At 65.0% G+C, this 22072-nt stretch carries 19 protein-coding genes; 17 read left to right on the top strand and 2 right to left on the bottom strand.

The genetic code is table 11. The features are described from left to right. The first annotated feature begins 18 nt into the window (after positions 1 to 18). The gene (locus P6U31_RS33230; RefSeq protein WP_407185826.1) at positions 19 to 2250 is read left to right on the top strand and encodes a CHASE2 domain-containing protein; all 2232 of its coding nucleotides are present in this window, start codon (positions 19 to 21) and stop codon (positions 2248 to 2250) included. Positions 2251 to 2400: 150 nt separating this feature from the next. On the opposite strand, the gene P6U31_RS33225 is transcribed toward P6U31_RS33230, so the two are convergent. Next, positions 2401 to 3996 carry an ABC transporter substrate-binding protein gene (locus tag P6U31_RS33225; RefSeq protein WP_407185825.1) on the bottom strand — a complete coding sequence of 532 codons (1596 nt, stop codon included), beginning with the start codon at positions 3994 to 3996 and terminating at the stop codon, positions 2401 to 2403. A 199-nt stretch (positions 3997 to 4195) separates the two neighbouring features. Between P6U31_RS33225 and P6U31_RS33220 the strand changes: the two genes are divergently transcribed. From P6U31_RS33220 to P6U31_RS33160, 13 genes are all read left to right on the top strand, one after another. Then, positions 4196 to 5857: an ABC transporter substrate-binding protein gene (locus P6U31_RS33220; protein WP_407185824.1), complete on the top strand. Its 1662-nt coding sequence runs from the start codon at positions 4196 to 4198 to the stop codon at positions 5855 to 5857. Between the two features lie 199 nt (positions 5858 to 6056). Continuing rightward, positions 6057 to 7010 (top strand): ABC transporter permease, encoded by a 954-nt coding sequence (locus tag P6U31_RS33215; protein ID WP_128928118.1) that lies wholly within the window; start codon positions 6057 to 6059, stop codon positions 7008 to 7010. 240 nt (positions 7011 to 7250) lie between these two features. Beyond that, entirely contained in the window at positions 7251 to 8153 is a 903-nt protein-coding gene (locus tag P6U31_RS33210; RefSeq protein WP_407185823.1) for an ABC transporter permease, read from the top strand. A gap of 187 nt (positions 8154 to 8340) precedes the next feature. Next, positions 8341 to 9402 (top strand): ABC transporter ATP-binding protein, encoded by a 1062-nt coding sequence (locus P6U31_RS33205; protein WP_407185822.1) that lies wholly within the window; start codon positions 8341 to 8343, stop codon positions 9400 to 9402. Further along, entirely contained in the window at positions 9399 to 9596 is a 198-nt protein-coding gene (locus P6U31_RS33200) for a hypothetical protein (RefSeq protein ID WP_407185821.1), read from the top strand. Before P6U31_RS33205 ends, P6U31_RS33200 begins: the two co-directional genes overlap by 4 nt. After that, positions 9593 to 11008, top strand: a complete 1416-nt coding sequence (locus P6U31_RS33195; protein ID WP_407185820.1) for an amidase — start codon at positions 9593 to 9595, stop codon at positions 11006 to 11008. Before P6U31_RS33200 ends, P6U31_RS33195 begins: the two co-directional genes overlap by 4 nt. After that, positions 11005 to 11982 (top strand): ABC transporter ATP-binding protein, encoded by a 978-nt coding sequence (locus P6U31_RS33190; protein WP_407185819.1) that lies wholly within the window; start codon positions 11005 to 11007, stop codon positions 11980 to 11982. The genes P6U31_RS33195 and P6U31_RS33190 overlap by 4 nt, the downstream gene beginning before the upstream one ends. Before the next feature lie 113 nt (positions 11983 to 12095). Next, the gene (locus P6U31_RS33185; protein WP_407185818.1) at positions 12096 to 12365 is read left to right on the top strand and encodes a GlsB/YeaQ/YmgE family stress response membrane protein; all 270 of its coding nucleotides are present in this window, start codon (positions 12096 to 12098) and stop codon (positions 12363 to 12365) included. 324 nt (positions 12366 to 12689) lie between these two features. Continuing rightward, complete coding sequence (locus P6U31_RS33180; RefSeq protein WP_407185817.1) at positions 12690 to 14438, top strand: type I secretion system permease/ATPase; 1749 nt, start codon at positions 12690 to 12692, stop codon at positions 14436 to 14438. Further along, positions 14435 to 15769 (top strand): HlyD family type I secretion periplasmic adaptor subunit, encoded by a 1335-nt coding sequence (locus tag P6U31_RS33175; protein ID WP_407185816.1) that lies wholly within the window; start codon positions 14435 to 14437, stop codon positions 15767 to 15769. Before P6U31_RS33180 ends, P6U31_RS33175 begins: the two co-directional genes overlap by 4 nt. A gap of 161 nt (positions 15770 to 15930) precedes the next feature. After that, on the top strand, positions 15931 to 17400 hold the full coding sequence (locus P6U31_RS33170) for an AMP nucleosidase (protein WP_407185815.1): 1470 nt from the start codon (positions 15931 to 15933) through the stop codon (positions 17398 to 17400). Between the two features lie 118 nt (positions 17401 to 17518). Beyond that, the gene (locus tag P6U31_RS33165; RefSeq protein ID WP_407185814.1) at positions 17519 to 18133 is read left to right on the top strand and encodes a tetratricopeptide repeat protein; all 615 of its coding nucleotides are present in this window, start codon (positions 17519 to 17521) and stop codon (positions 18131 to 18133) included. 130 nt (positions 18134 to 18263) lie between these two features. Next, on the top strand, positions 18264 to 18539 hold the full coding sequence (locus tag P6U31_RS33160; protein ID WP_407185813.1) for a DUF1488 family protein: 276 nt from the start codon (positions 18264 to 18266) through the stop codon (positions 18537 to 18539). Between the two features lie 164 nt (positions 18540 to 18703). On the opposite strand, the gene P6U31_RS33155 is transcribed toward P6U31_RS33160, so the two are convergent. Then, positions 18704 to 19186, bottom strand: coding sequence for a CinA family protein (locus tag P6U31_RS33155; protein ID WP_407185812.1), 483 nt, complete (start codon positions 19184 to 19186; stop codon positions 18704 to 18706). A 142-nt stretch (positions 19187 to 19328) separates the two neighbouring features. Between P6U31_RS33155 and P6U31_RS33150 the strand changes: the two genes are divergently transcribed. From P6U31_RS33150 to P6U31_RS33140, 3 genes are read left to right on the top strand one after another with little or no spacing between them, the layout of a single operon-like run. After that, complete coding sequence (locus P6U31_RS33150) at positions 19329 to 20387, top strand: amidohydrolase family protein (protein WP_407185811.1); 1059 nt, start codon at positions 19329 to 19331, stop codon at positions 20385 to 20387. Between the two features lie 25 nt (positions 20388 to 20412). Continuing rightward, positions 20413 to 21522, top strand: coding sequence for an amidohydrolase family protein (locus tag P6U31_RS33145; protein WP_407185810.1), 1110 nt, complete (start codon positions 20413 to 20415; stop codon positions 21520 to 21522). Next, positions 21522 to 21935: a Rieske (2Fe-2S) protein gene (locus P6U31_RS33140; protein ID WP_407185809.1), complete on the top strand. Its 414-nt coding sequence runs from the start codon at positions 21522 to 21524 to the stop codon at positions 21933 to 21935. Before P6U31_RS33145 ends, P6U31_RS33140 begins: the two co-directional genes overlap by 1 nt. The last annotated feature ends 137 nt before the right edge of the window (positions 21936 to 22072 follow it).

Below are 22072 nucleotides of genomic sequence, written 5' to 3'. Positions count from 1 at the left end.
CGTGATATTCAACCAGCCATGAAACGTCTCAAGATCCTGCGGCGGTGGTTTGCGCGCAAGTTCGGCTTCGCGCGGCTGACGTGCCTTGCGTTGCTGGTACTGTTCGCCGGCGCGCGGCTGTGGGACCCGCCGCCGATCCAGGAATTGCGGCTGCGCACCTTCGACATGTTCCAACTGATCGACCCGCGCCACAAGGCGGCGCGGCCGGTCGTCATCGTCGACATCGACGACAAGAGCCTGACGAGGCTCGGCCAATGGCCGTGGCCGCGGACGAGGATCGCTGATTTGATCCAGAACCTCACCAACAGTGGCGCGGTCGCCATCGGCTTCGACGTGGTCTTCGCCGAAGCCGACCGACTCAACCCGGATCAGGTCGCGAGCCAGATGCGCTACCTGGATGACGCCACCCGGGCCAAGCTGCGCGATCTGCCGAGCAACGATCAGATCCTCGCCGAGGCGATCAAGCGCTCCCGCGTGGTGCTGGGCGAGACGGGTCTGCCCGAGGTGCTGACCGAACTCGACAAGTCGCTTCCGTTCACGGGCGTGGCAACGATCGGCGAGGATGGCGCCGAACGCTTCCTGTTCGAATTCCCCGGCCTGTTGCGCAACGTGCCCGTCATCGAGAAGGTCGCGGCCGGTCGCGGCCTGTTCTCGATCAAGACCGAGCGCGACGGCCTGATCCGCCGCGTCCCTCTGATCATGCGCGCCCAAGGCAACATCATGGCCTCGCTCAGCCTCGAGATCCTGCGGGTCATTACCGGCACGCCAACCCTGCTGGTCCGCACGGACAAGGCCGGCATCAAGTCGATTCGCCTCAAGGGTTTGGAAATTCCGACCGACAAGAACGGCCAGCTCTGGATCCACTACGCCCGTCGAGATCCCTCGATTTATGTCTCGGCAGCCGACGTCCTCGACAACAGCGTGTCGCCGAACAAGATCGCCGGCAAGCTGGTGCTGGTCGGCACCTCCGCCGGTGGGTTGAACGACATCAAGACCACGCCGGTGTCCTCGACCATGCCCGGTGTCGAGATCCACGCCCAGGTCCTGGAGAGCGTGCTGAGCGGCGCGGTGGTTTCCCAGCCGAACAATGCAATCGTCACCGAGCTGCTCGCAGCACTCGTGATCGGCCTGCTTGTCATCGTCTTCACGCCGAATCTCGGGCCCGTGCGCCTCGTGCTGGCGGGCGCGATGTTCGCCGCCATTCTGGTCGGCGTGTCCTGGTTCTTCTATGCGCAGTACCGCTATCTCATCGATTTCACCTATCCGCTGCTGTCGACCACCGCGATCTATCTGACCCTGATCTTCGCCAGCTTCGTGCGCGAGCAGCGCCAGCGCGTGCAGATCCGCGGGCAGTTCGCGCAATACATGTCGCCGGTGCTGGTCGAGCAGCTCGTGCAATCGCCGGAGAAGCTCGTGCTCGGCGGCGAGGAGCGCGAGATGACGATCATGTTCTCCGACGTGCGCGGCTTTACCACGATCTCGGAGAGCTACAAGCACGACCCGCAAGGGCTGATCGCGCTGATGAACCGTTTCCTGACGCCGCTGACGGACGTGATCATCGAGCGCAAGGGCTACATCGACAAGTACATGGGCGACGCCATCATGGCGTTCTGGAACGCCCCGCTCGACGACGCCGAGCACGAGGTCAATGCCTGCGAGGCCGCGATCCGGATGCTCGAGAAGATCGATTTGGTGAACAAGGAGCGCGAGCAGGACGCCGCCGAGGGCGGCCACGTCTACATCCCGCTCAACGTCGGTATCGGGCTCAACACCGGCATCGGCGTGGTCGGCAACATGGGCTCCGACCTGAAGAAGAATTATTCGGTGCTCGGCGACAGCGTCAACCTGGCTTCACGCCTGGAAGGGCAGACCAAGGAATACGGTTTCCCGATCATCGTCGGCTCCCGGACGGCGCTCGCCGCCAAGGACAGGTTCGCGATCCTCGAGCTCGACTTCATCATGGTCAAGGGCAAGACCGAGCCGGAGGTGATCTATGCCATCGCCGGCCGCGAGGACGTGATGCATTCGGGCGCCTTCCAGCGCCTGCGCAACATCACCATCGAGATGCTCAGCTGCTACCGCAGCCGCGACTGGCAGGGCGCACTCGACGCCATCGAGCGCGGCCGCCGAAGCGAGGACGCCGACACGCTGGAGAAGCTGTTCAAGCTCTATGAAGCGCGCATCAAGGATTTCCAGCTCAATCCGCCGCCGGAGGGCTGGACCGGGGCCTACGCGCTGCTGACGAAGTAGCAGCCACGCACTCGCTATCGTCCCGGATAAGCGCGCCTGAAGCGCGCGCCGGCCGGGACCGATCACCAGGGAGGAGTTGTGTGGCGAGCTGGTTACTCCGAGCCTTCGCCACACCTGTGGTTATGGACGACGGCGGCGCCTGCCGCCGCCTCACTCCATCCCGATCGTCGTCAGATCCTGGAACCAGTGCTGGGCCTGCACGAACTGCTTGATCTTCGGCGACAGCGCGTGGGGGTTGGTGTCGTGGACGACCCAGACCAGCGTGGCATCGTCGACGATCAGCGCATGGGCCTGCGCCAGCAGCTCGTCCTGCTTGGCACTGTCGAACGTTTGCTTGGCCTCGTCGATCAGCGCGTCGACCTTCGGGTTCTTGTAGCCACCCCAGTTGACGCCCACCGGCGCGATCTGGCCGGAATGGAAGAAGCGGACGATGGCGTAGAGCGGGTCGGAGGTGACGTAGGCGATGTTGTTGGCGGTGATGCCGGCATTCATCTCGTCCGCCGCGCCCTTGCGCCAATGCGTATAGAGCGTCTCGAGCTCGACGACCTTGAAGTCGATGTCGATGCCGATCTCCTTCAAGCTCTGCTGCAGGAATTCATTCATCGGCAGCGACAGCATCTGGCCGGTGCCGCCCTGCGCGATGATGAAGGTGGCCTTCAGCGGCTTGGCCTTGGAGTAGCCGGCCTCCTCGACCAGCTTCTTGGCGGCGGCGAGATCATATTTCAGCTCGAAGCTCGGCTTGCCGAACCACGGGCTCGACGGATCGACCTGGCCCTTGGCGGGTTTGGCGAGGCCGTTCATCAAGCCGACCACGGCGTCGCGATCGATCGCAAGGTTCAGCGCCTTGCGCAGGCGGATGTCGGTCCAGGGCGAGCCGGGCAGCACGCTGAGATGGTAGTTCCAGACATGCGGCGTGACGTTGTCGACGAGCTTCATGCCGGCCGCTTTCAGCTGCGGCACCGCATCCGGTGCCGGCGTCTCGATCAGATCGACTTGGCCCGCGAGCAACGCGTTGGTGCGTGTCAGCGCCTCCGGCATCGGCACCAGCACGACCTTGTCGGCCCTGGGAATGCGCTTCTTGTTCCAATAGTCCGGATTCTTCGTGAGCTCGGCGAGCTCGCGCGGCACCAGCTTTGTCAGCTTGAACGGGCCGGTGCCGGAGGGCTGGCTGGCGAACTTGTCCCAATCCTTGCCGAGCTTGTCGTATTGCGCGGGGCTCGACACCAGGAACCACAGCATCTGATAGGGAAAGAAGGAGTCGATTGTCTTGGTGGTGATCTCCACCGTGAAGTCGTCGATCTTGGCGTAGCTCGCGACGGAGGGCAGGCGGGTCTTCACCTGCGCGCTCTGCCGCTTGTCGAACTGCGGCGCCTTGTCGTTGAGCACCTTGTCCAAATTCCAGATCACGGCATCGGCGTTGAATTCGCTGCCGTCGTGAAACTTGACACCCTTGCGAAGCGTGAAGCGCCACTTGGTCTTGTCGGCGTCATCCACCTTCCACTCGGTGGCGAGGCCCGGCACCAGCTTGCCGGGCCGATCGGCGACGTCCATCTCCCAGGCCACGAGGGGATCGTAGATCGTGTAGGCCGTGAACTGATAGGCGCCGGCGCCGCGATCGGGTTGCCCCGTGGTCAGCGGGATGTCCGCCATCGAGATGCCGTAGCGCACCACGGTTTCGGCACGCGCCGAGATTGCGGACGACGCCAGTGCAAGCACGGCGAGACAAATCGATAGACGAATACGCATGGTCCAAAGCTCCCAGGGGATTTCGGGACCAAACTTGCAATCTTGATGCCAGAATAGGCAGAGCTGCCGCTTTACCTCGTCGCGATCACAAGGACTTGTCGCCGCAGGGGCAATTTGCAGAAAAAGTTTCTCCTTGGCATAGCCATTGCATACGATTGCATCAAAATTAATCATCGTAAGCCGGAAAGGGATTGAGGCGATGCTTATCAAGAACAAGAAGACACGGGCGGCGCTGATCGCGCTTTTGGCGCTTGGCAGTGCGGCCGCATGGCCGCGCGTGGCAGCTGCGGAAACGGTGCTGCGCATCGGCATGACCGCTGCCGATATTCCGCGCACATTGGGCCAGCCTGATCAGGGTTTTGAAGGCAACCGCTTCACCGGCCTCACCATGTACGACGCGTTGACCGGCTGGGATCTCTCCTCCGCCGACAAGGCGAGCACGGTGATCCCCGGCCTCGCCACCGAGTGGAAGGTCGACGATGCCGACAAGACCAAATGGGTCTTCAAGCTGCGCCCCGGCGTCACCTTTCATGACGGCTCGCCGTTCAACGCGGATGCCGTGGTGTGGAATGTCGAGAAGGTGCTGAAGCAGGATGCACCGCAGTTCGATGCCAGCCAGGTCGGCGTCACCGCCTCGCGCATGCCGACGCTGGCCTCGGCGCGGAAGATCGATGACATGACGGTCGAGCTCACCACCAAGGAGCCCGACAGCTTCCTGCCGATCAACCTTACCAATCTGTTCATGGCGAGCCCGGCGAAGTGGCAGCACTTCTACGACAAGGCTGAAGGCGTCGACGCCAAGGCGAAGTCGCAAGCCGCCTGGACCGCGTTCGCCAAGGACGCCGCGGGCACCGGGCCGTGGAAGATGGCGAGCTTCACCCCGCGCGAGCGGCTCGAGCTGGTCAAGAACGCCAACTATTGGGACAAGGCGCGCGTGCCCAAGATCGACAAGATGGTGCTGCTGCCGATGCCGGAAGCCAACGCGCGCACCGCGGCGCTGCTCTCGGGCCAGGTCGATTGGGTCGAGGCGCCGGCGCCGGACGCACTGCCCGAGCTCAAGCAGCGCGGCTTCAAGCTCTATGCCAACGAACAGCCGCATGTCTGGCCGTGGCAGTTCTCGCGCATCGAGGGCTCGCCCTGGAACGACATCCGCGTGCGCAAGGCCGCCAATCTCTGCGTCGATCGCGAGGGCCTCAGGGACGGCCTGCTCGCCGGCCTGATGGTGCCCGCGACCGGCACCTTCGAGCCCGGCCATCCCTGGCGCGGCAATCCCACCTTCCAAATCAAGTACGACAAGGCCGCCGCCCAGAAGCTCATGCAGGAAGCGGGCTTTGGTCCGAACAAGAAGCTGGTGGTGAAGACGCAGACCTCGGCCTCCGGCTCTGGTCAGATGCAGCCGCTGGCGATGAACGAATATCTGCAGCAGGCGCTCGCCGAATGCTATTTCGACGTGAAGCTCGATGTCATCGAATGGAACACGCTGTTCACCAATTGGCGCCGCGGCGCCAAGGATCCCAGCGCCAACGGCTCCAACGCGACCAACGTCACCTATGCGGCGATGGACCCGTTCTTTGCGCTGGTGCGCTTCCTGCAGTCGGGCATGGCGCCGCCGGTCTCGAACAATTGGGGCTTCATCAACAACCCCAAGTTCGACGAGCTGGTGAAGAAGGCGCGGCAGACCTTCGATCCCGCCGCGCGTGACGCCGCGCTCGCCGAGCTGCATGCAGCCTCCGTCGATGATGCCGCCTTCCTCTATGTCGCGCACGACGTCGGCCCGCGCGCGATGAGTCCGAAGGTGACCGGCGTCGTGCAGCCGAAGAGCTGGTTCATCGACTTCTCGCCGGTGTCGATCGCGCAGTAGTTCGCGCCGCGTACTCGCTGCACCCTCTCCCCTTGTGGGAGAGGGTGGCTTCGCGTTAGCGAAGCCGGGTGAGGGGTCTCTCTCCGCGGAGGGATGCTCGCTCGCTTGAAATGACTGTTACCGCGGATAGAACCCCTCATCCGGCGCGCTGATCGCGCGCCACCTTCTCCCGCAAGGGGAGAAGGAAGAAAGAAGACCTGTGCTCGCCTATACCGCCAGACGCATTGTCTACGTCGTCCCGATCGTCATCAGCGTAGCGCTGGTGTGCTTTCTGCTCGTGCACATCACGCCGGGCGATCCGCTCGTTGCCGTGCTGCCGGCCGATGCGTCGCAGGAGCTCGCGGCGCAGCTCCGTGCCGCCTACGGCTTCGATCGCCCGCTGCCGGTGCAGTTCGGGCTTTGGTTGCTCCGCGCCCTTCATGGCGACCTCGGCAATTCCATCGCGACGGGGCGCCCCGTGCTTGCCGAGGTGATGCGCGCCGTCGGCAACACCGTCACGCTCGCGATCGCCGCCGCCATCATCGGCTTTACCATGGGCATTCTGCTCGGCCTGATCGCTGGCTACTTCCGCGAGACCTGGATCGACAAGGTCGCGACCTCTTTCGCCATCGCCGGCGTGTCCGTGCCGCATTACTGGCTCGGCATGGTGATGGTCATCATCTTCTCGGTGCAGCTGAACTGGCTGCCCGCGGTCGGCGCGGGCCCCAACGGCTCCAACTCCTGGGCCTGGGACTGGGCCCACCTGAAATATCTCGTGCTGCCGGCGATCACGACCTCGGTGATTCCCATGGGCATCGTCACCCGCACCGTGCGTGCGCTCACTGGCGATATCCTCAGTCAGGACTTCGTCGAGGCCTTGCGCGCAAAGGGCCTGCATGAGCGCGGCGTGTTTCGCCACGTCATCAAGAACGCCGCGCCGACCGCGCTCGCCGTGATGGGCCTTCAGCTCGGATACATGCTGGGCGGCTCGATCCTGATCGAGACCGTGTTCTCCTGGCCGGGCTCGGGCTTCCTGCTCAACTCGGCCATCTTCCAGCGCGACCTGCCGCTGCTGCAAGGCACGATCCTGATCCTGGCGCTGTTCTTCGTCTTCCTCAATCTGCTGGTCGACATCGCCCAAGCCGCGATCGACCCGCGCATCAAGCGGGGCTAGCGGGATGAGATCGAGCCCAGCCATAGCCGCGAATTCGGTGCGCTCCCTCCCCCGCTTGCGGGGGAGGGGTGGGGAGAGGGTGTGTCCGCTCGCGAGAACCCCCCAGAGGAGAAAACCCTCACCCGGTGCACGGGACGATGCTCCGCATCGCTCCGAGCACCGACCTCTCCCGCAAGCGGGAGAGGTGCACCGAGCGCGGGGCTTGCACCGATCGCGTCAATGCCAACCGGGAGCCGGCCGATGAGCGAGCTTCCGTTGTCCGCAACCGCCGATGCCGCGCTGCAGGCCGCGCCCGCGACCAAGGCGCGCGGCTATTGGGCGACCGTCGGCCGCCGCATCACGCGCGACAAGGTCAGCATGGCCTGCGCGCTCGTGCTGATCCTGATCTTCCTCTCCGCGATACTCGCGCCGTGGCTGGGACTTGAGGACCCCTACAAGGGCTCGATGATCCGCCGCCTCCGTCACATCGGCACCGCCGGCTATCCGCTCGGCACCGACGAGCTCGGCCGCGACATGCTGGCGCGCCTCGTCTATGGCGGGCGGCTGTCGCTCGTCATCGGCATCCTGCCTGTGATCTTTGCCTTCTGCATCGGCACCTCGCTCGGCCTTGTCGCCGGCTATGTCGGCGGCAAGCTCAACACCGCGATCATGCGCACGGTCGACGTGTTCTACGCCTTCCCGTCCGTGCTGCTGGCGATCGCGATCTCCGGTGCGCTCGGGGCCGGCATCCTCAATTCCATCGTGTCGCTCACGGTCGTGTTCGTGCCGCAGATCACCCGCGTCGCGGAGAGCGTCACCACGGGCGTGCGCAACATGGACTTCGTCGAGGCTGCGCGTGCTTCGGGCGCGGGGCCCTTCACCATCATGCGCGTGCACATCCTCGGCAACGTGCTCGGCGCGATCTTCGTCTATGCCACCAGCCTGATCTCGGTCTCGATGATCCTCGCCGCCGGTCTCTCCTTCCTCGGTCTCGGCACCAAGCCGCCGGAGCCGGAATGGGGCCTGATGCTGAACACCCTGCGTACCGCGATCTACGTCAATCCCTGGGTCGCAGCGCTCCCGGGCGCGATGATCTTCGCGGTCTCGATCTGCTTCAATCTGCTCTCGGACGGCCTGCGCAGCGCCATGGACATCAGGAATTAGAGATGATGATGCGGAAGCAGACTGTCGGGGCGCCTGTGGTGCCACACCTCTCCCGGAGGGAGAGGTCGGATTGCATCGACAGATGCAATTCGGGTGAGGGCTTCCGCTCCATCGAGTTTGCCGCGCCCCCTCACCCGGCGCTGCGCGCCGACCTCTCCCCGATGGGGAGAGGTGGGAGAGCGTGCCCATGAGTGAGAGCACTACATCGGTTGAAATGCTGGAGCCGGTCGAGGACGTTGGAGGCGTCGCGCAGCCGTTGCTCCAGGTCAATGGTCTCACGAAGCACTTTCCGGTGCGCGGCGGCCTGTTTGCCGCCAAGCGCACCGTGCGCGCCGTCGACAACGTCACGTTCACTGTCGCGAAGGGCGAGACGGTCGGCATCGTCGGCGAGTCCGGCTGCGGCAAGTCCACAACCGCACGCCTCTTGATGCATCTGATGCCGCGCGATAGCGGCGACATCATCTATGACGGCATGACCGTCGGGCAGTCGCTGAGCCTGCGCGAGCTGCGCCGCGGCATGCAGATGGTGTTCCAGGATTCCTACGCCTCGCTCAATCCGCGTCTGACCATCGAAGAGTCGATCGCCTTCGGTCCCAAGGTTCACGGCATGGCCGACGGCGCGGCCCGCGCGCTGGCGCGCGAGCTGCTCGGCAAGGTCGGCCTGCGCCCGGAAAACTTCGCGAGCCGCTACCCGCACGAGATCTCCGGCGGCCAGCGTCAGCGCGTCAACATCGCGCGGGCGCTGGCGTTGTCGCCGCGGCTGGTGATCCTGGACGAGGCCGTCTCCGCGCTCGACAAATCCGTCGAGGCGCAGGTGCTGAACCTGCTGGCCGATCTCAAGCGCGAGTTCGGCCTGACCTATCTCTTCATCAGCCATGACCTCAATGTCGTGCGCTACATCTCGGACCGCGTGCTGGTGATGTATCTCGGCGAGGTCGTCGAGCTCGGTCCGGTCGACCAGGTCTGGGACAGTCCTGCGCATCCCTACACCCGCGCATTGCTGGCTGCGATGCCGTCCTCCGATCCCGATCGCCGCACCGAAAAGCCGCCGATCACGGGCGATCCGCCCAATCCGATCGATCCGCCGTCCGGCTGCCGCTTCCACACCCGTTGTCCGTTTGCGGAGCCGCTCTGCGCAAATGCGACCCCAAAGCTCACTGCGCTGGATAAGATGGGCCACGAGGCTGCGTGCTACATGGCGATACCGGGGTCTGGCCATAGCAGTGCGCCCAGGGAGAAGACCACATGAGAAGACCGACACCGAAAGAGATCAAGCCGATCGCGCAAGTTGCCGGCGTGCCCGTGGACGACGAGATCGCAACCCGCATCTCCAATTCCATTGGACCCGCCTTCGAAGGCTTTGCCGCCATCGCCGGCACGCTGCCGTTCGACCTCGAGCCGGCCGGCTATGTGCTTGCGCAGACGCAGAAGGTGGCGAAATGAGCCGTGAGCCCGCATTGATGACGCTGACCGAGGTCGCGCGCGCGATCGCGACGAAGCAGCTGTCCTCGCATGAGGTGACGCGTGCGCTGCTGCACCGCATTGCGCAATGGCAGCCGCACCTCAACGCGTTCATGTCGATTGAGTCCGAGGCGGCTTTGAAGGCTGCGGAAGCCGCCGATTCCGAGCTCGCCAAAGGCAATGTCCGCGGTCCCCTGCACGGCGTGCCGCTCGCGCACAAGGACATGTATTACGACGCGGGCCATGTCGCGACCTGCGGCTCGCTGATCCGCCGCGACTTCGTGCCGACCGTGACGTCCACGGCGCTGCAGCGGCTGAAGGACGCTGGCCAGGTCCGGCTCGGCACGCTGCACCTTGCAGAGTTCGCCTATGGCCCGACCGGCCACAACGCCCATTACGGCCCGGTGCGCAATCCCTGGAACGTCGCCCATATCACCGGCGGCTCGTCGTCGGGCTCCGGTTCGGCGGTCGCCGCGCGCCTGACCTATGCGGCGCTCGGCTCCGACACCGGCGGCTCGATCCGCATGCCCGCGCATTTCTGCGGCGTCACGGGTCTCAAGACCACGGTCGGCCGCGTCAGCCGCGCCGGCGCAATGCCGCTGTCGCAATCGCTCGACACCGTCGGCCCGCTCGCCCGCACCGCCGAGGATTGCGCGCTGCTGCTGGCGCTGATGGCCGGCCCGGATCCCGCCGATTCCACCTGCAGCCACGAACCGCTGTCGGACTATGTCGCCGCGACGAAAGGCTCGCTGAAGGGCCTCAAGATCGGCGTGCCCGCATCCTTCTATGTCGATGATCTCGACAGCGAGGTCGCGCGTGTGCTGGACGAGACCATCGCGGTGCTCAAGCGCGAGGGCGCCGACATCGTCAAGGTCGAGCTGCCGGATCAGCGGCAATTGTCCTCGGCGAGCCAGCTCGTGCTCGCCGCGGAAGCTGCCGCTTTCCACAAGCGCTGGTTGATCGAGCGTCCGCAGGATTATGGCGCGCAGGTGCTGATGCGGCTGCAGAACGGCCTCGCCGTTCCCGCCATCACCTATCTGGAGGCGATGCGCTGGCGCGGGCCGGCGCTCGCGGCCCACAATGCCGCGACGGCAGGCGTCAATGCGGTGATCGCGCCGGCCTCGCCGGTGCCGGCGCCGACCATCGAGGAGAGCGATGTCGGCGGCGGCCCGAATGCGCCGGCCATGGTGCAGCGGCTGACGCTGTTCACCCGCCCAGTGAACTATCTCGGCTTGCCGTCGCTCACGGTGCCCTCCGGCTTCACCCGAAGCGGCCTGCCGGTCGGCATGCAGTTGATCGGCCGCTCCTTCGACGAAGCCACCCTGCTCACCATCGGCGCCGCGTTCCAGCGCGCCACCGACTATCACGACCGAGTGCCGAAACTGCCGTCATGACCAAGCTCGTCGAGATCTCAGGCCTCAACATCCGCTTCACCGGCGAACGCACGGTCTATGCCGTGAACGACCTCAGCCTGACGCTGGGCAATAGCGAGGTGCTGGGCCTGCTCGGCGAATCCGGTTCGGGCAAGAGCGTGACGCTGCGTGCCTTGATGCGGCTATTGCCGAAGAAGCGCACGCAGATCACAGGGACGGTCAACGTCATGGGGCAGGACGTGCTCGCCATGAACGACGAGCAGCTCTCGTCCTTCCGCGGCCAGACCGTCTCGATGATCTTCCAGGAGCCGGCGCTTGCGCTCGACCCGGTCTACACCATCGGCGCGCAGATCGCCGAAAGCGTGGTGCGCCACGAAGGCAGGAGCTTTGCGGAAGGGCGCGCGCGGGCGCTGGAGATGCTCGAGGTCGTGCGCATCCCTTCCGCCAAGCGGCGGCTGGATGCCTATCCGCACGAGATGTCCGGCGGCATGCGTCAGCGCGCGATGATCGCGCTGGCGCTGGCCTGCCGGCCCAAGATCCTGCTCGCGGACGAGCCGACCACGGCGCTCGATGCCACCGTGCAGATCCAGATCCTGCTACTGCTGCGCGAGCTGCAGCGCGAGTTCGGCATGTCCGTGATCTTCGTCACTCACGACATCGGCGTCGCCATCGAGATCTGCGACCGCGTCGCGGTGATGTATGCCGGCCAGATCGTCGAGCAGGGCAGCTTGCGCGACATCGTCCGCTCGCCGGTGCACCCCTATGCCAAGGGCCTGCTTGCCTCCACCATCCACGGAGCCAAGCGGGGGCAGCGCCTCGAGACTATCCCGGGCACGCCGCCCTCACTGGCCGAAAAGCCCCACAACTGCTCCTTCGCCCCGCGCTGCAAATTCGCCGAGCCGCGCTGCCTGGAGCAATTGCCTGCCAACGTGGAGGTCGGCCCGGGCCGGGCGGCCAGATGTGTGCTCGCGGAGCCCGTCACCGCGCCGTCATAGTTTCGGATGCGTTGGACCAAGCGCGCGGCAAGGCGAGGCTCGCCAGTACTCATTCACACCCCATTCATGCCGGTTCCGGTTCCATGCTCCGTTCACGGAAAGGGACCTCACAGATGTACATTTCCAACGAAGGCCTGCTCGTCATCCTGTTCGTCGGCCTCGTCGCCGGCTGGCTCGCGGGCAAGGTCGTGCGGGGTGCCGGGTTCGGCATCATCGGCGACATCGTGATCGGCATCTGCGGTGCGCTGGTGGCGAGCCTCCTGTTTCCGAAGCTCGGCATCCGCCTTGGCACGGGCCTTGTCTCCGAGATCGTCTATTCCGCCATCGGCGCGGTCATCCTGTTGCTGGTGGTACGCCTGGTGCGGGGCGGCGGCCGGCTCTAGTTCTTGTTTTGACGCGTTTTCTCCACGCGAACCGGTGTCCATCTCGCTCGAAAACGCTCTATCGGCCGTCCCGGTTCGCACGGTCGGAACTTGCCGCCGCGCCAGAGTTGGGGAAGGGGCGGCGTCTCAGCACCAAAAAGCCGCAAAGACTGTGAAATACCGGACTTGCGTATGGGGGCATCCCGAGTAGATGTGGCCCACAGGGTTCTGGATGATCCCGGCCCGCGTTGGACGCAGCGCCAACATGATGTTAATCCGGGGCGAGTACCCTGAATTGCCCGTGAAATCAGGGGCTTTGGCCCCCACCTGAAAGAGATCAGACTGATGGCAGCCGGTCCCGGCGTCCGCCGTTCAGAGCTCGGTGACGCCTTGCGCGCGTGTCGCACGGCGTTTGTCGGCGTCGGCTTGATGAGCTGCATGATCAACCTGCTCTATCTGACCGGGTCGATCTTCATGCTGGAGGTCTACGACCGGGTGCTGCCGAGCCGCAGCGTCCCGACCCTGGTCGGCCTGATCATCCTCGCCAGCTTCCTCTACATGGCGCAGGGCGTGCTCGACATGATCCGCAACCGGATCCTGGGACGGATCGGCACCGCGCTCGATGAGGCCCTCAACAAGCGCGTGTTCGACACCATCGTGCGGCTGCCGCTCCTGGTCGGCAACCGCAACGAAGGTCTCCAGCCGCTGCGCGATCTCGACAATGTCCGCTCCTTCCTCGGCGGCATGGGCCCGAGTGCGTTCTTCGACCTGCCCTGGCTGCCGCTGTACCTCGCCATCTGTTTCGCCTTCCACGTCATGATCGGCGTCACCGCCTTGGTCGGCGCCATCATCCTGGTCGGGCTGACGCTGGTCACCGAGTTCATGTCCCGCCAGCCGGCGAAAGAGGCGATGGGCCTTGCCGCCCAGCGCAACGATCTCGCCCAGGCCAGCCGCCGCAACGCCGAAGTCATGGTGTCGATGGGCATGGCCGGCCGGATGAACCAGCGCTGGAGCGAGGCCAACGAACGATATCTCGCCGGCAATCAGCGCGCGAGCGACGTCGCCGGCGGCCTAGGAGCGGTCGCGAAGGTGCTGCGCATGATGCTGCAATCGGCCGTGCTCGCGGTCGGCGCCTATCTCGTCATCCACCAGGAGGCGACCGCAGGCATCATCATCGCCGGTTCGATCCTGTCCGCCCGCGCGCTGACGCCCGTCGATCTCGCCATCGCGCATTGGAAGTCCTTCGTCGCCGCACGCCAGAGCTGGCAGCGCCTCACGCGTCTGCTGGAGCAGATCCCGGCGCAGGCCATTCCGACCCAGTTGCAGGCGCCCTCGAGCCGGCTCTCGGTCGAAGGCATCGCCATGGTGCCGCCCGGCGACCAGCGCCTCATCGTGCAGGACATCACCTTCGCGCTCGCCGCGGGCAACGGCCTCGGCGTGATCGGCCCGAGCGGCTCCGGCAAGTCCTCGCTGATCCGCGCGCTGGTCGGGGTCTGGCAGCCGGTGCGCGGCAAGGTGCGGCTCGACGGCGCGGCGCTCGATCAATGGTCGTCCGACATGCTCGGCCGGCACATCGGCTATCTGCCGCAGGACGTCGAATTGTTCGGCGGCACGATCGCGCAGAACATCAGCCGGTTCGATCCCGCGGCCACGTCCGAGAGCATCATCGCGGCGGCGAAGCAAGCCGGCGTGCACGAGATGATCATCAAGATGCGCGAGGGCTACAATACGCAAGTCGGTGAGCAGGGCGCGGCGCTGTCGGCAGGCCAGGCGCAGCGCGTGGCGCTGGCGCGCGCGCTCTACGGTGACCCCTTCCTGATCGTGCTCGACGAGCCCAACTCCAATCTCGACACCGAAGGCGATGAGGCGCTGACGCGTGCCGTCCGCTCGGCGCGCGAGCGCGGCGCCATCGTCATCGTGGTGGCGCACCGTCCGATCGGCGTCGAGGCGGTCGACCAGATCCTGGTGCTGCGCGACGGCCGCATGCAGGCGTTCGGTCCGAAGGAACAGGTGCTCGCCCAGGTGCTGCAGCCGCGTGCGACGCCGCCGGCACCGATCAAGATCGTCAGCGAAGGCGGAGTAGCCAAGCCATGAGCACGATGGCCATCGGCGGCCCGAAGTCTGCCGCGAAGAAGACCGTGCGCGAGTCCATCAGGTTTCACCTGCTGCTCGGCCTCGGCATCGTGCTGGTGCTGGCGGTCGGTCTCGGCGGCTGGGCCTCGACCGTGCTGATCTCGGGCGCGCTGATCGCGCCGGGTCAGATCGTGGTCGAATCCAACGTCAAGAAGGTGCAGCATCCGACCGGCGGCGTGGTCGGCGAGGTCCGCGCCCGTGACGGCGACCTGGTCAAGTCCGGCGACATCGTGGTGCGGCTCGACGACACCGTCACCAGGGCCAACCTTGCCATCGTCACCAAGAATCTCGACGCCGCGCAGGCGCGTGCGGCGCGATTGCAGGCCGAGCAGCGCGGTGTCGACAGAATAGAATTTCCGCAATCGCTGCTCGAGCGCGCCAGCGATCCCGACGTCAAGCTGCTGCTCTCCGCCGAAACCAAGCTGTTCGACGTCCGCGTCAACGGCCGCACCGGACAGAAGGCGCAGCTGCGCGAGCGCATCACGCAGCTCAACGAGGAAATCGCGGGTCTCAGCGCCCAGGAGAAGGCCAAGGATCAGGAGATCGCGCTGGTGCAGAATGAGCTCACCGGCGTGCGCGAGCTCTACGACAAGCGCCTGGTGCAGATCTCTCGCCTGACCCAGCTCGAGCGCGACTCGGCCCGCCTCAATGGCGAGCGCGCGCAGTACATCGCCTCGCGCGCCCAGGCCAAGGGCAAGATCACCGAGACCGAGCTGCAGATCATCCAGGTCGACAAGGACGTGGTCAGCGAGGTCTCCAAGGATCTGCGCGAGACCAATGACAAGATTGGGGAGCTGATCGAGCGCAAGGTCGCGGCCGAAGACCAGCTTCGCCGGGTCGACATCCGCGCGCCGCAGGACGGCATGGTGCTGCAGTCGACGGTGCACACGGTCGGTGGCGTCGTCACCGCCGGCGACACCTTGATGCTGATCGTGCCGCAGGCGGACGATCTCCAGGTCGAGGCCAAGGTCAATCCGGTCGACATCGACAAGCTCCAGATCGGCCAGAAGACGCTGCTGCGCCTCTCCGCGTTCAACCAGCGCACCACGCCCGAGCTCAACGGCCTCGTCAGCCGCGTCTCGCCCGACGTCACCACCGACCAGCGCACCGGCCAGAGCTACTACACCATCCGCGTCTCGATGCCGGCCGAAGAGGTCGCCCGTCTCGGCGATGTCAAGCTGATTCCCGGCATGCCCGTGGAAGCCTTCGTCCAGACCGGCGACCGCACCATGCTGTCCTACCTGATGAAGCCGCTGCACGACCAGCTGATGCGCGCGTTCCGCGAGAAGTGACGCGCGATAAGCGCGTCATCTTTCCCCGTCATTGCGAGCAGCGAAGCAATCCAGAGCGTCTCTGCGGCGAGTTTTCTGGATTGCTTCGCTGCGCTCGCAATGACGATTTCGCTGCGATCCTGCTATAATGCGCTTGTTTCAAGCAAAGCGGCGGTCGACCCATGCAGTCCCCACCCCCCATCACCACCGAATCCTTCTCCGATGCGTCCGCGGCCGTTGCCCGCCTCGAAGAGATCTACGAGCGCAACACCAAGTTCCTGCGCGATCGGTTCGAGGCTTATGTCAATGGCGAAGCGATCACGACGCGGGTGCGGGCCCATTATCCCTTCGTGCGTATCACGACCGCGACGCATGCGCGGCTGGATTCGCGGCTTGCCTACGGTTTCGTCGCCGGACCTGGCGTGCACGAGACCAGCGTGACGCGGCCGGATCTGTTCCGGAGCTATCTCACCGAGCAGATCGGCTTGCTGCTCCAGAATCACGGCGTGCCCGTCGAGATCGGCGAGTCCAATGAGCCGATTCCGATTCACTTCGCCTACCGCCGTGACATCAATATCGAGGCTGCCATCACCACCAGCGAGAACTCGCAGGTGACGCGATCGCTGCGCGATGCCTTCGACGTGCCTGATCTCGCCACCATGGACGACGCCATCGCCGACGGCACCTTCGAGCTGCGGCCGGGTGCGCCCGAGCCGTTGTCGCTGTTCCGCGCCGCCCGCGTCGATTACTCGCTGCGCCGGCTCTATCACTATACCGGCACCGATCCCGAATATTTCCAGAACTTCGTGATCTTCACCAACTACCAGTTCTATGTCGACGCCTTCGCGCAGCTCTGTCAGCAGCGGCTGCAGTCGGGTGAGGCCGGCCTCGACGCCTTTGTCGCGCCGGGGAATGTCATCACGCGCAGCGGCGGCGCCACCAGCGGCGCCGCGCCGATGCGCGTGCCGCAGATGCCGGCCTTCCATCTGGTCGCGCCCGGCTATCGCGGCATCACGTTGATCAATATCGGCACCGGTCCCTCCAATGCGCGCAACGTCACCGATCACGTCGCCGTGCTGAGGCCGCATGCCTGGCTGATGCTCGGTCATTGCGCGGGCCTGCGCAACACGCAGCGGCTCGGCGACTACGTGCTCGCGCACGGCTATGTCCGCGAGGACCACGTGCTCGATCGCGAATTGCCGCTGTGGGTGCCGATACCGGCGCTCGCCGAGATGCAGGTTGCGCTCGAGGAAGCGGTCGAGGATGTCACGGGACTGGAAGGCTTCGAGCTCAAGCGTCTGATGCGCACGGGAACGGTAGCGAGCGTCGACAACCGCAATTGGGAGATTTCCGGGCCTGAGGTGATCCGCCGCCTGTCGCAGTCGCGTGCGGTTGCGCTCGACATGGAATCGGCGGCGATCGCCGCCAACGGCTACCGCTTCCGCGTGCCCTACGGCACCCTGTTGTGCGTCTCCGACAAGCCGCTGCACGGCGAGATCAAGCTCGCGGGCATGGCCAGCGAATTCTACCGCCGCCGCGTCGGCCAGCATCTCGAGATCGGCCTCAAGGCACTGGAGCGTCTCAAGCAGCAGGAATCGGAGCGGCTGCATTCGCGAAAGCTTCGCAGCTTCGCCGAGGTGGCCTTCCAATAAAGGTCACCGGAGCTGCCGTACGAACGCTGGTGCCTCCGCAAGCGCAGCGTCCCGGAATAATGCCGCCGAGGCAGGGTTATCAATTCGTCCGGGGCCGCTTGAAACAATAGAGGCAGACATGATCGCAGCGATGATCAGACGCGCCGTATTGAGTGCATTCGCGGCCGCCGTGTTGAGTTCGCCGGCATTGGCCGCGGGCGGAGGCGGTGGTGGAGGAGGAGGGGGCGGTGTCAGTTCCACCGATCCGTACGCCGGGGCCTATTCGGATCAGAAGCCGCAGCCGGCCTATCCGAAGCGACCGGGTGCCAAGGCGAGCCAGAAAGGCAAGAAGCCGAACAACCAGTCCGGCATCGGCGATCCCGCATTTGCGGCCGGTTATCGCACGGCCTATGATACCATCTACGAGCGCAACGACTATGCGGCCGCGATCGCGCAACTGAGGTCGCTCGGCCATGACGACCATCCGAACGTGGCCAACCTTATCGGCTACTCCTATCGCAAGCTCGGTGACTACGAGCAGTCGCAGCTCTGGTATGAGCGCGCATTGAAGGCGGACCCGAACCACGTGCTGACGTGGCAATATTACGGCCTGTGGCAGCTCGAGCGCGGCAATCGCGAGCAGGCGCTCTATCATCTCGAGCGCATCGCATCCATTTGCGGCACGAATTGCGAGGAGTATCGATCACTGGCCGCGGCGCTCGACAGGCCGACCGGCACGGCGCTCGTCTATTGAAGCCGGAGAGCAGCGCTTCATCGAGACACGCTGTCAGGGTGTTTCGGATGGCCGCAATGTTCATGCGCGCATAGTGACAAGGCGTCAGTTTTTCAGCATTGTCCCGTTCGGGGGCGAACGGGACAATTGGATGCCGCTGACGCGCGACAGGATTATCGGTCACGACCGCGAAAGGCTGGCGTTTCGCTTCACCATGCTGAACGACGACGAGGTCGTGCAGTGTCAGATCAGCGACGCCGCGATGGACGAGCTCGCGGGCATGCAGGGAACCGAAAGCAGCGCGCGGCAGGCGCAGTTCCTGTCGCTGCGCGAGACCATCGAGCGGATCGCGTCGGATCTCTACGACGAAGCACCGCGATTTCAGGGCTATGTGGTGCGGATCTTCATGCGGCATTTGGGAAGGTGAGATTGAAGTGGGCCGCGGGCACAAATCTCTCATCGTCACCCTGAGGTGGCCGCTTCTTCAGCGGCCCTCGAAGGGCGACGGCCCGGCAGCATCTCGGCCGTCCATCCTTCGAGGCTCGCCACCTGGCGCGCTGCGCCACGTGTTTCGCACCTCAGGATGACGGATCACCCCTCCAGCTTCCTCAGCAACAATTGCAGCGCCGTCGCCGCGAACAGCTGCATGTTGCCGAGCCGGTCGTTGCTGGCCGTCTCCAGCGTCATCACGTCTGATGTGGGTCCCGCAACCGCCATGCAGCTGTGGCCGGCGGCATCGCCATAGCGGTTGCCGGTGGGGCCGGCTGCGCCGGTCTCGGACAGCCCCCAGTCGCTGTCGAAGCGCGTTCGCATCCGCTCGGCCAAGAGTTGCGCATAGCGCTCCGACGAGGAGCGAAAGCCCTTCATTCCTTCGTCCGAAATATCCATCAGCACGCGCCTGGCATCGCGGGTGTAGACCACCGCACCGCCGAGGAAATAGGCGGATGCGCCGGGCACCGCGAGCAGGCTGGCCGCGATCAGGCCGCCGGCGGAGGATTCGGCAACGGCGATGGTCTGCTTGCGCGCGATCAGTTTGGCGGCGACCTGTTCCGCAATGCCGACGAGCTCTTTCATTTCGCAACCCCTCATTCCTTCGCAACCGAGCTCAGCCTTCCTAGCATATGACAGGACGCTTGGCCGAGTTGCGGGCGGCGGGCAGGCCTGCTTCAATGGCGGGGACAAGACTAGACATACGAGGAAACGTGAAGGAGACGTGATGGCGTCCCTGATCGCCGGCGGCGTGGATTGCGATGTGCATCCGGCCGTGCCGCATCTGACCAGCCTGCTGCCGTACCTGAACGATTATTGGCGCGATCAGGTGACGACTCGCGGCATGATCGACCTTGTCTCGCAATCCTATCCGCAGAATTCGCCGATCACGGCGCGGCCCGACTGGCGCCCGGAGCGCGGCAAGCCCGGCGAGAGCCTGGCGGACATGCAGCGCCACGTGCTCGATGCCTTCAAGTTCGAATACGCCATCTGCAACCCGCTCTACGGCGTGCAGATGGTCTTTTCGGAAGACATGCAGGCCGCCTTCTGCCGCGCGCTGAACGACTGGCTGGCAAAGGAATGGCTCGACCGCGACGCGCGGCTGCGCGGCTCGATCGTGATCCCGACCCAAAGCGTCGAGAAGGCCGTCGCCGAGATCGAGCGCTGCGCGCAGGACACGCGCTTCGTTCAGGTGCTGGTGCTGGTCATGGGCGACACCCCGCTCGGCAAGCGCGCGCTCTGGCCGATCTATGAAGCCGCGGAACGGCTGAATCTGCCGGTCGGCATTCACGCCGGTTCCGCCTATCACAATCCGCCGACCGCCGTGGGGTGGGGCTCCTACCATATCGAGGACTATGTCGGCCAGGCCCAGGCGTTCCAGACCCAGCTGACCAGCCTGATCGTCGAGGGCGTGTTCGCCAAATATCCGCGCCTGAAAATGGTGCTGCTGGAGTCGGGCGTCTCCTGGATCTCGCCTTATCTCTGGCGGCTGCACAAATTCTGGCGCGGGGTGCGGATGGAGACGCCGTGGGTGGATCGCGCGCCGCTGGACATTGTGCGCAGCAACATCCGCTTCTCGTTACAGCCATTTGATGCGCCGCCGAACGAGGCGACATTAAATCGCCTGTTTGATCATATGCAGTCCGACGAATTGGTCCTATTCTCCACGGACTATCCGCACTGGCAGTTCGACGGCCAGGACGCGCTGCCCGAAGGTCTGTCCCCCGATCTCGTGCGCAAGATCATGATCGACAATCCGCATGCGACCTATCCCCGCCTGACATGAGCCCGCTGCCAAAGGAGGCAAGGCGATGAATATCCAGTTCCGCGAGAACCAAGAAGCCGCTTCCCCGCTGACCGTCAAAACCGCAATCGCGGACTGCGACATTCACCCGGCGCGCGCCACCCGCACCGAGCTCTATCCCTACCTTGCCAAACGCTGGCAGCATCATCTCGAAGTCTACGGCGTCCATGCCTATCAGGGCATGATGGAAGGCCCGCCCTATCCGAAGGCCCAGCCCAATGCCTCGCGCCGCGATGCGTATCCGCCAGAGGGCGGACCGCAGGGTTCCTCGCTGTCCTTCATGCAGAAGCAGCTGCTCGATCCCAACAACGTGCAGCTGGGCGTGCTCAATCCGCTCAACACCGGGCAGGGCATCCGCAATCACGAGCTCTCGGCCGCTTTGTGCTCGGCGATCAACGACTGGCAGATCGACAAATGGACCAGCAAGGACAAGCGGTTGAAGGCCTCGATCGTGGTCGGCAATGAGGACGGGTTGTCGGCCGCCGCCGAAATCCGTGAGCGCGCCGGCGACAAGAATTTCGTGCAGGTGCTGCTGCTCAGCCGCAACGTCGAGCCGCTCGGCCAGCGCCGCTATTGGCCGATCTATCAGGCCGCGGAGGAAGCGGGGCTCCCGGTCGGCGTTCATGCCTTCGGCTTCGGCGGCAACCCGATCACGCCGTCGGGCTGGCCGTCCTACTACATCGAAGAGATGGTCGGGCATTCGCAGTGCCAGCAATCGGCGCTGGCGAGTCTGGTCTTGGAGGGAGTGTTCGAGCGCTTCCCGAAACTGAAGATGGTGATGATCGAGGCCGGCTTCGGCTGGGCGCCGTCGCTCTGCTGGCGGCTCGACAAGGCCTGGCAGCGGCTGCGCAGCGAGGTGCCGCATGTGAAGCGGCCGCCGTCGGAATATATCCGCGAGCAGGTATGGTGGACGACGCAGCCGATGGAGGATCCGGAGCGGCGCGAGGATCTGTTCGACGTGATCAACTGGATCGGCTGGGACCGTCTCCTGTTCGCCACCGACTATCCGCATTGGGACTATGACGAGCCCTCGCGCGTCTTGCCGGCCGGCGTCAGCGAAGCCAATCGCGAGGCGTTCTATCTCGGCAACGCGAAGAAATTGTACGGCGTTTCCTGATGGCAAGACACGTCATCGCGCCGGTCGACGAGCTTCCGCCGGGCACGCGAAAATTTCTGGAGATTGATGGACGGCCGATCGCGGTCTTCAACATCAAGGGCGAATATTTCGGCCTGATGAACCGCTGCCCGCATCAGGGCGCGGCGCTGTGCCAGGGGCCGCTGATCGGGCTCGCGCAATCAAAGGATCCCGGCGAGATCGAATACACCAAGCTCGGGGAGATCATCCGCTGCCCCTGGCACGGCTGGGAGTTCGACATCCGCACCGGCCAGTCCTATTGCGATCCCCGCCGTTTCCGCGTGAAGGCCTATCCGGCCCATGTCGAGCCCGGCGCCAGCGTGGTGAAGGGACCGTATGTCGCCGAGACGATTCCGGTAAAGATCGAGAGCGACTACGTGGTGGTGGAGCTGTAGTCGCGCCTCATCCTTCGAGACGACCGCTTCGCGGTCTCCTCAGGATGAGGCTAAGCGGCATCGGAGCCCGTCGAAACCAGCGAAACGCACTCGGTCCTCATCCTGAGGGCCCGCCAACGGCGGGCGTCTCGAAGGAT

Origin of the sequence: Bradyrhizobium centrosematis, assembly GCF_045571495.1 — a bacterium.
Lineage (GTDB): Bacteria > Pseudomonadota > Alphaproteobacteria > Rhizobiales > Xanthobacteraceae > Bradyrhizobium > Bradyrhizobium centrosematis.
Note: the sequence above shows the minus strand (reverse complement) of the source record. Positions and strands in the feature narration are given on the sequence as shown.

What these genes read in the sequence shown, in the direction of transcription:
- P6U31_RS33155 (WP_407185812.1), bottom strand. Translation starts at nt 19,186, where the DNA reads ATGAAAGAGCTCGTCGGCATTGCGGAACAGGTCGCCGCCAAACTGATC.
- P6U31_RS33200 (WP_407185821.1), top strand. Translation starts at nt 9,399, where the DNA reads ATGAGAAGACCGACACCGAAAGAGATCAAGCCGATCGCGCAAGTTGCC.
- P6U31_RS33140 (WP_407185809.1), top strand. Translation starts at nt 21,522, where the DNA reads ATGGCAAGACACGTCATCGCGCCGGTCGACGAGCTTCCGCCGGGCACG.
- P6U31_RS33175 (WP_407185816.1), top strand. Translation starts at nt 14,435, where the DNA reads ATGAGCACGATGGCCATCGGCGGCCCGAAGTCTGCCGCGAAGAAGACC.
- P6U31_RS33150 (WP_407185811.1), top strand. Translation starts at nt 19,329, where the DNA reads ATGGCGTCCCTGATCGCCGGCGGCGTGGATTGCGATGTGCATCCGGCC.
- P6U31_RS33225 (WP_407185825.1), bottom strand. Translation starts at nt 3,996, where the DNA reads ATGCGTATTCGTCTATCGATTTGTCTCGCCGTGCTTGCACTGGCGTCG.
- P6U31_RS33145 (WP_407185810.1), top strand. Translation starts at nt 20,413, where the DNA reads ATGAATATCCAGTTCCGCGAGAACCAAGAAGCCGCTTCCCCGCTGACC.
- P6U31_RS33170 (WP_407185815.1), top strand. Translation starts at nt 15,931, where the DNA reads ATGCAGTCCCCACCCCCCATCACCACCGAATCCTTCTCCGATGCGTCC.
- P6U31_RS33220 (WP_407185824.1), top strand. Translation starts at nt 4,196, where the DNA reads ATGCTTATCAAGAACAAGAAGACACGGGCGGCGCTGATCGCGCTTTTG.
- P6U31_RS33160 (WP_407185813.1), top strand. Translation starts at nt 18,264, where the DNA reads ATGCCGCTGACGCGCGACAGGATTATCGGTCACGACCGCGAAAGGCTG.
- P6U31_RS33185 (WP_407185818.1), top strand. Translation starts at nt 12,096, where the DNA reads ATGTACATTTCCAACGAAGGCCTGCTCGTCATCCTGTTCGTCGGCCTC.
- P6U31_RS33195 (WP_407185820.1), top strand. Translation starts at nt 9,593, where the DNA reads ATGAGCCGTGAGCCCGCATTGATGACGCTGACCGAGGTCGCGCGCGCG.
- P6U31_RS33165 (WP_407185814.1), top strand. Translation starts at nt 17,519, where the DNA reads ATGATCGCAGCGATGATCAGACGCGCCGTATTGAGTGCATTCGCGGCC.
- P6U31_RS33205 (WP_407185822.1), top strand. Translation starts at nt 8,341, where the DNA reads ATGAGTGAGAGCACTACATCGGTTGAAATGCTGGAGCCGGTCGAGGAC.
- P6U31_RS33230 (WP_407185826.1), top strand. Translation starts at nt 19, where the DNA reads ATGAAACGTCTCAAGATCCTGCGGCGGTGGTTTGCGCGCAAGTTCGGC.
- P6U31_RS33180 (WP_407185817.1), top strand. Translation starts at nt 12,690, where the DNA reads ATGGCAGCCGGTCCCGGCGTCCGCCGTTCAGAGCTCGGTGACGCCTTG.
- P6U31_RS33210 (WP_407185823.1), top strand. Translation starts at nt 7,251, where the DNA reads ATGAGCGAGCTTCCGTTGTCCGCAACCGCCGATGCCGCGCTGCAGGCC.
- P6U31_RS33190 (WP_407185819.1), top strand. Translation starts at nt 11,005, where the DNA reads ATGACCAAGCTCGTCGAGATCTCAGGCCTCAACATCCGCTTCACCGGC.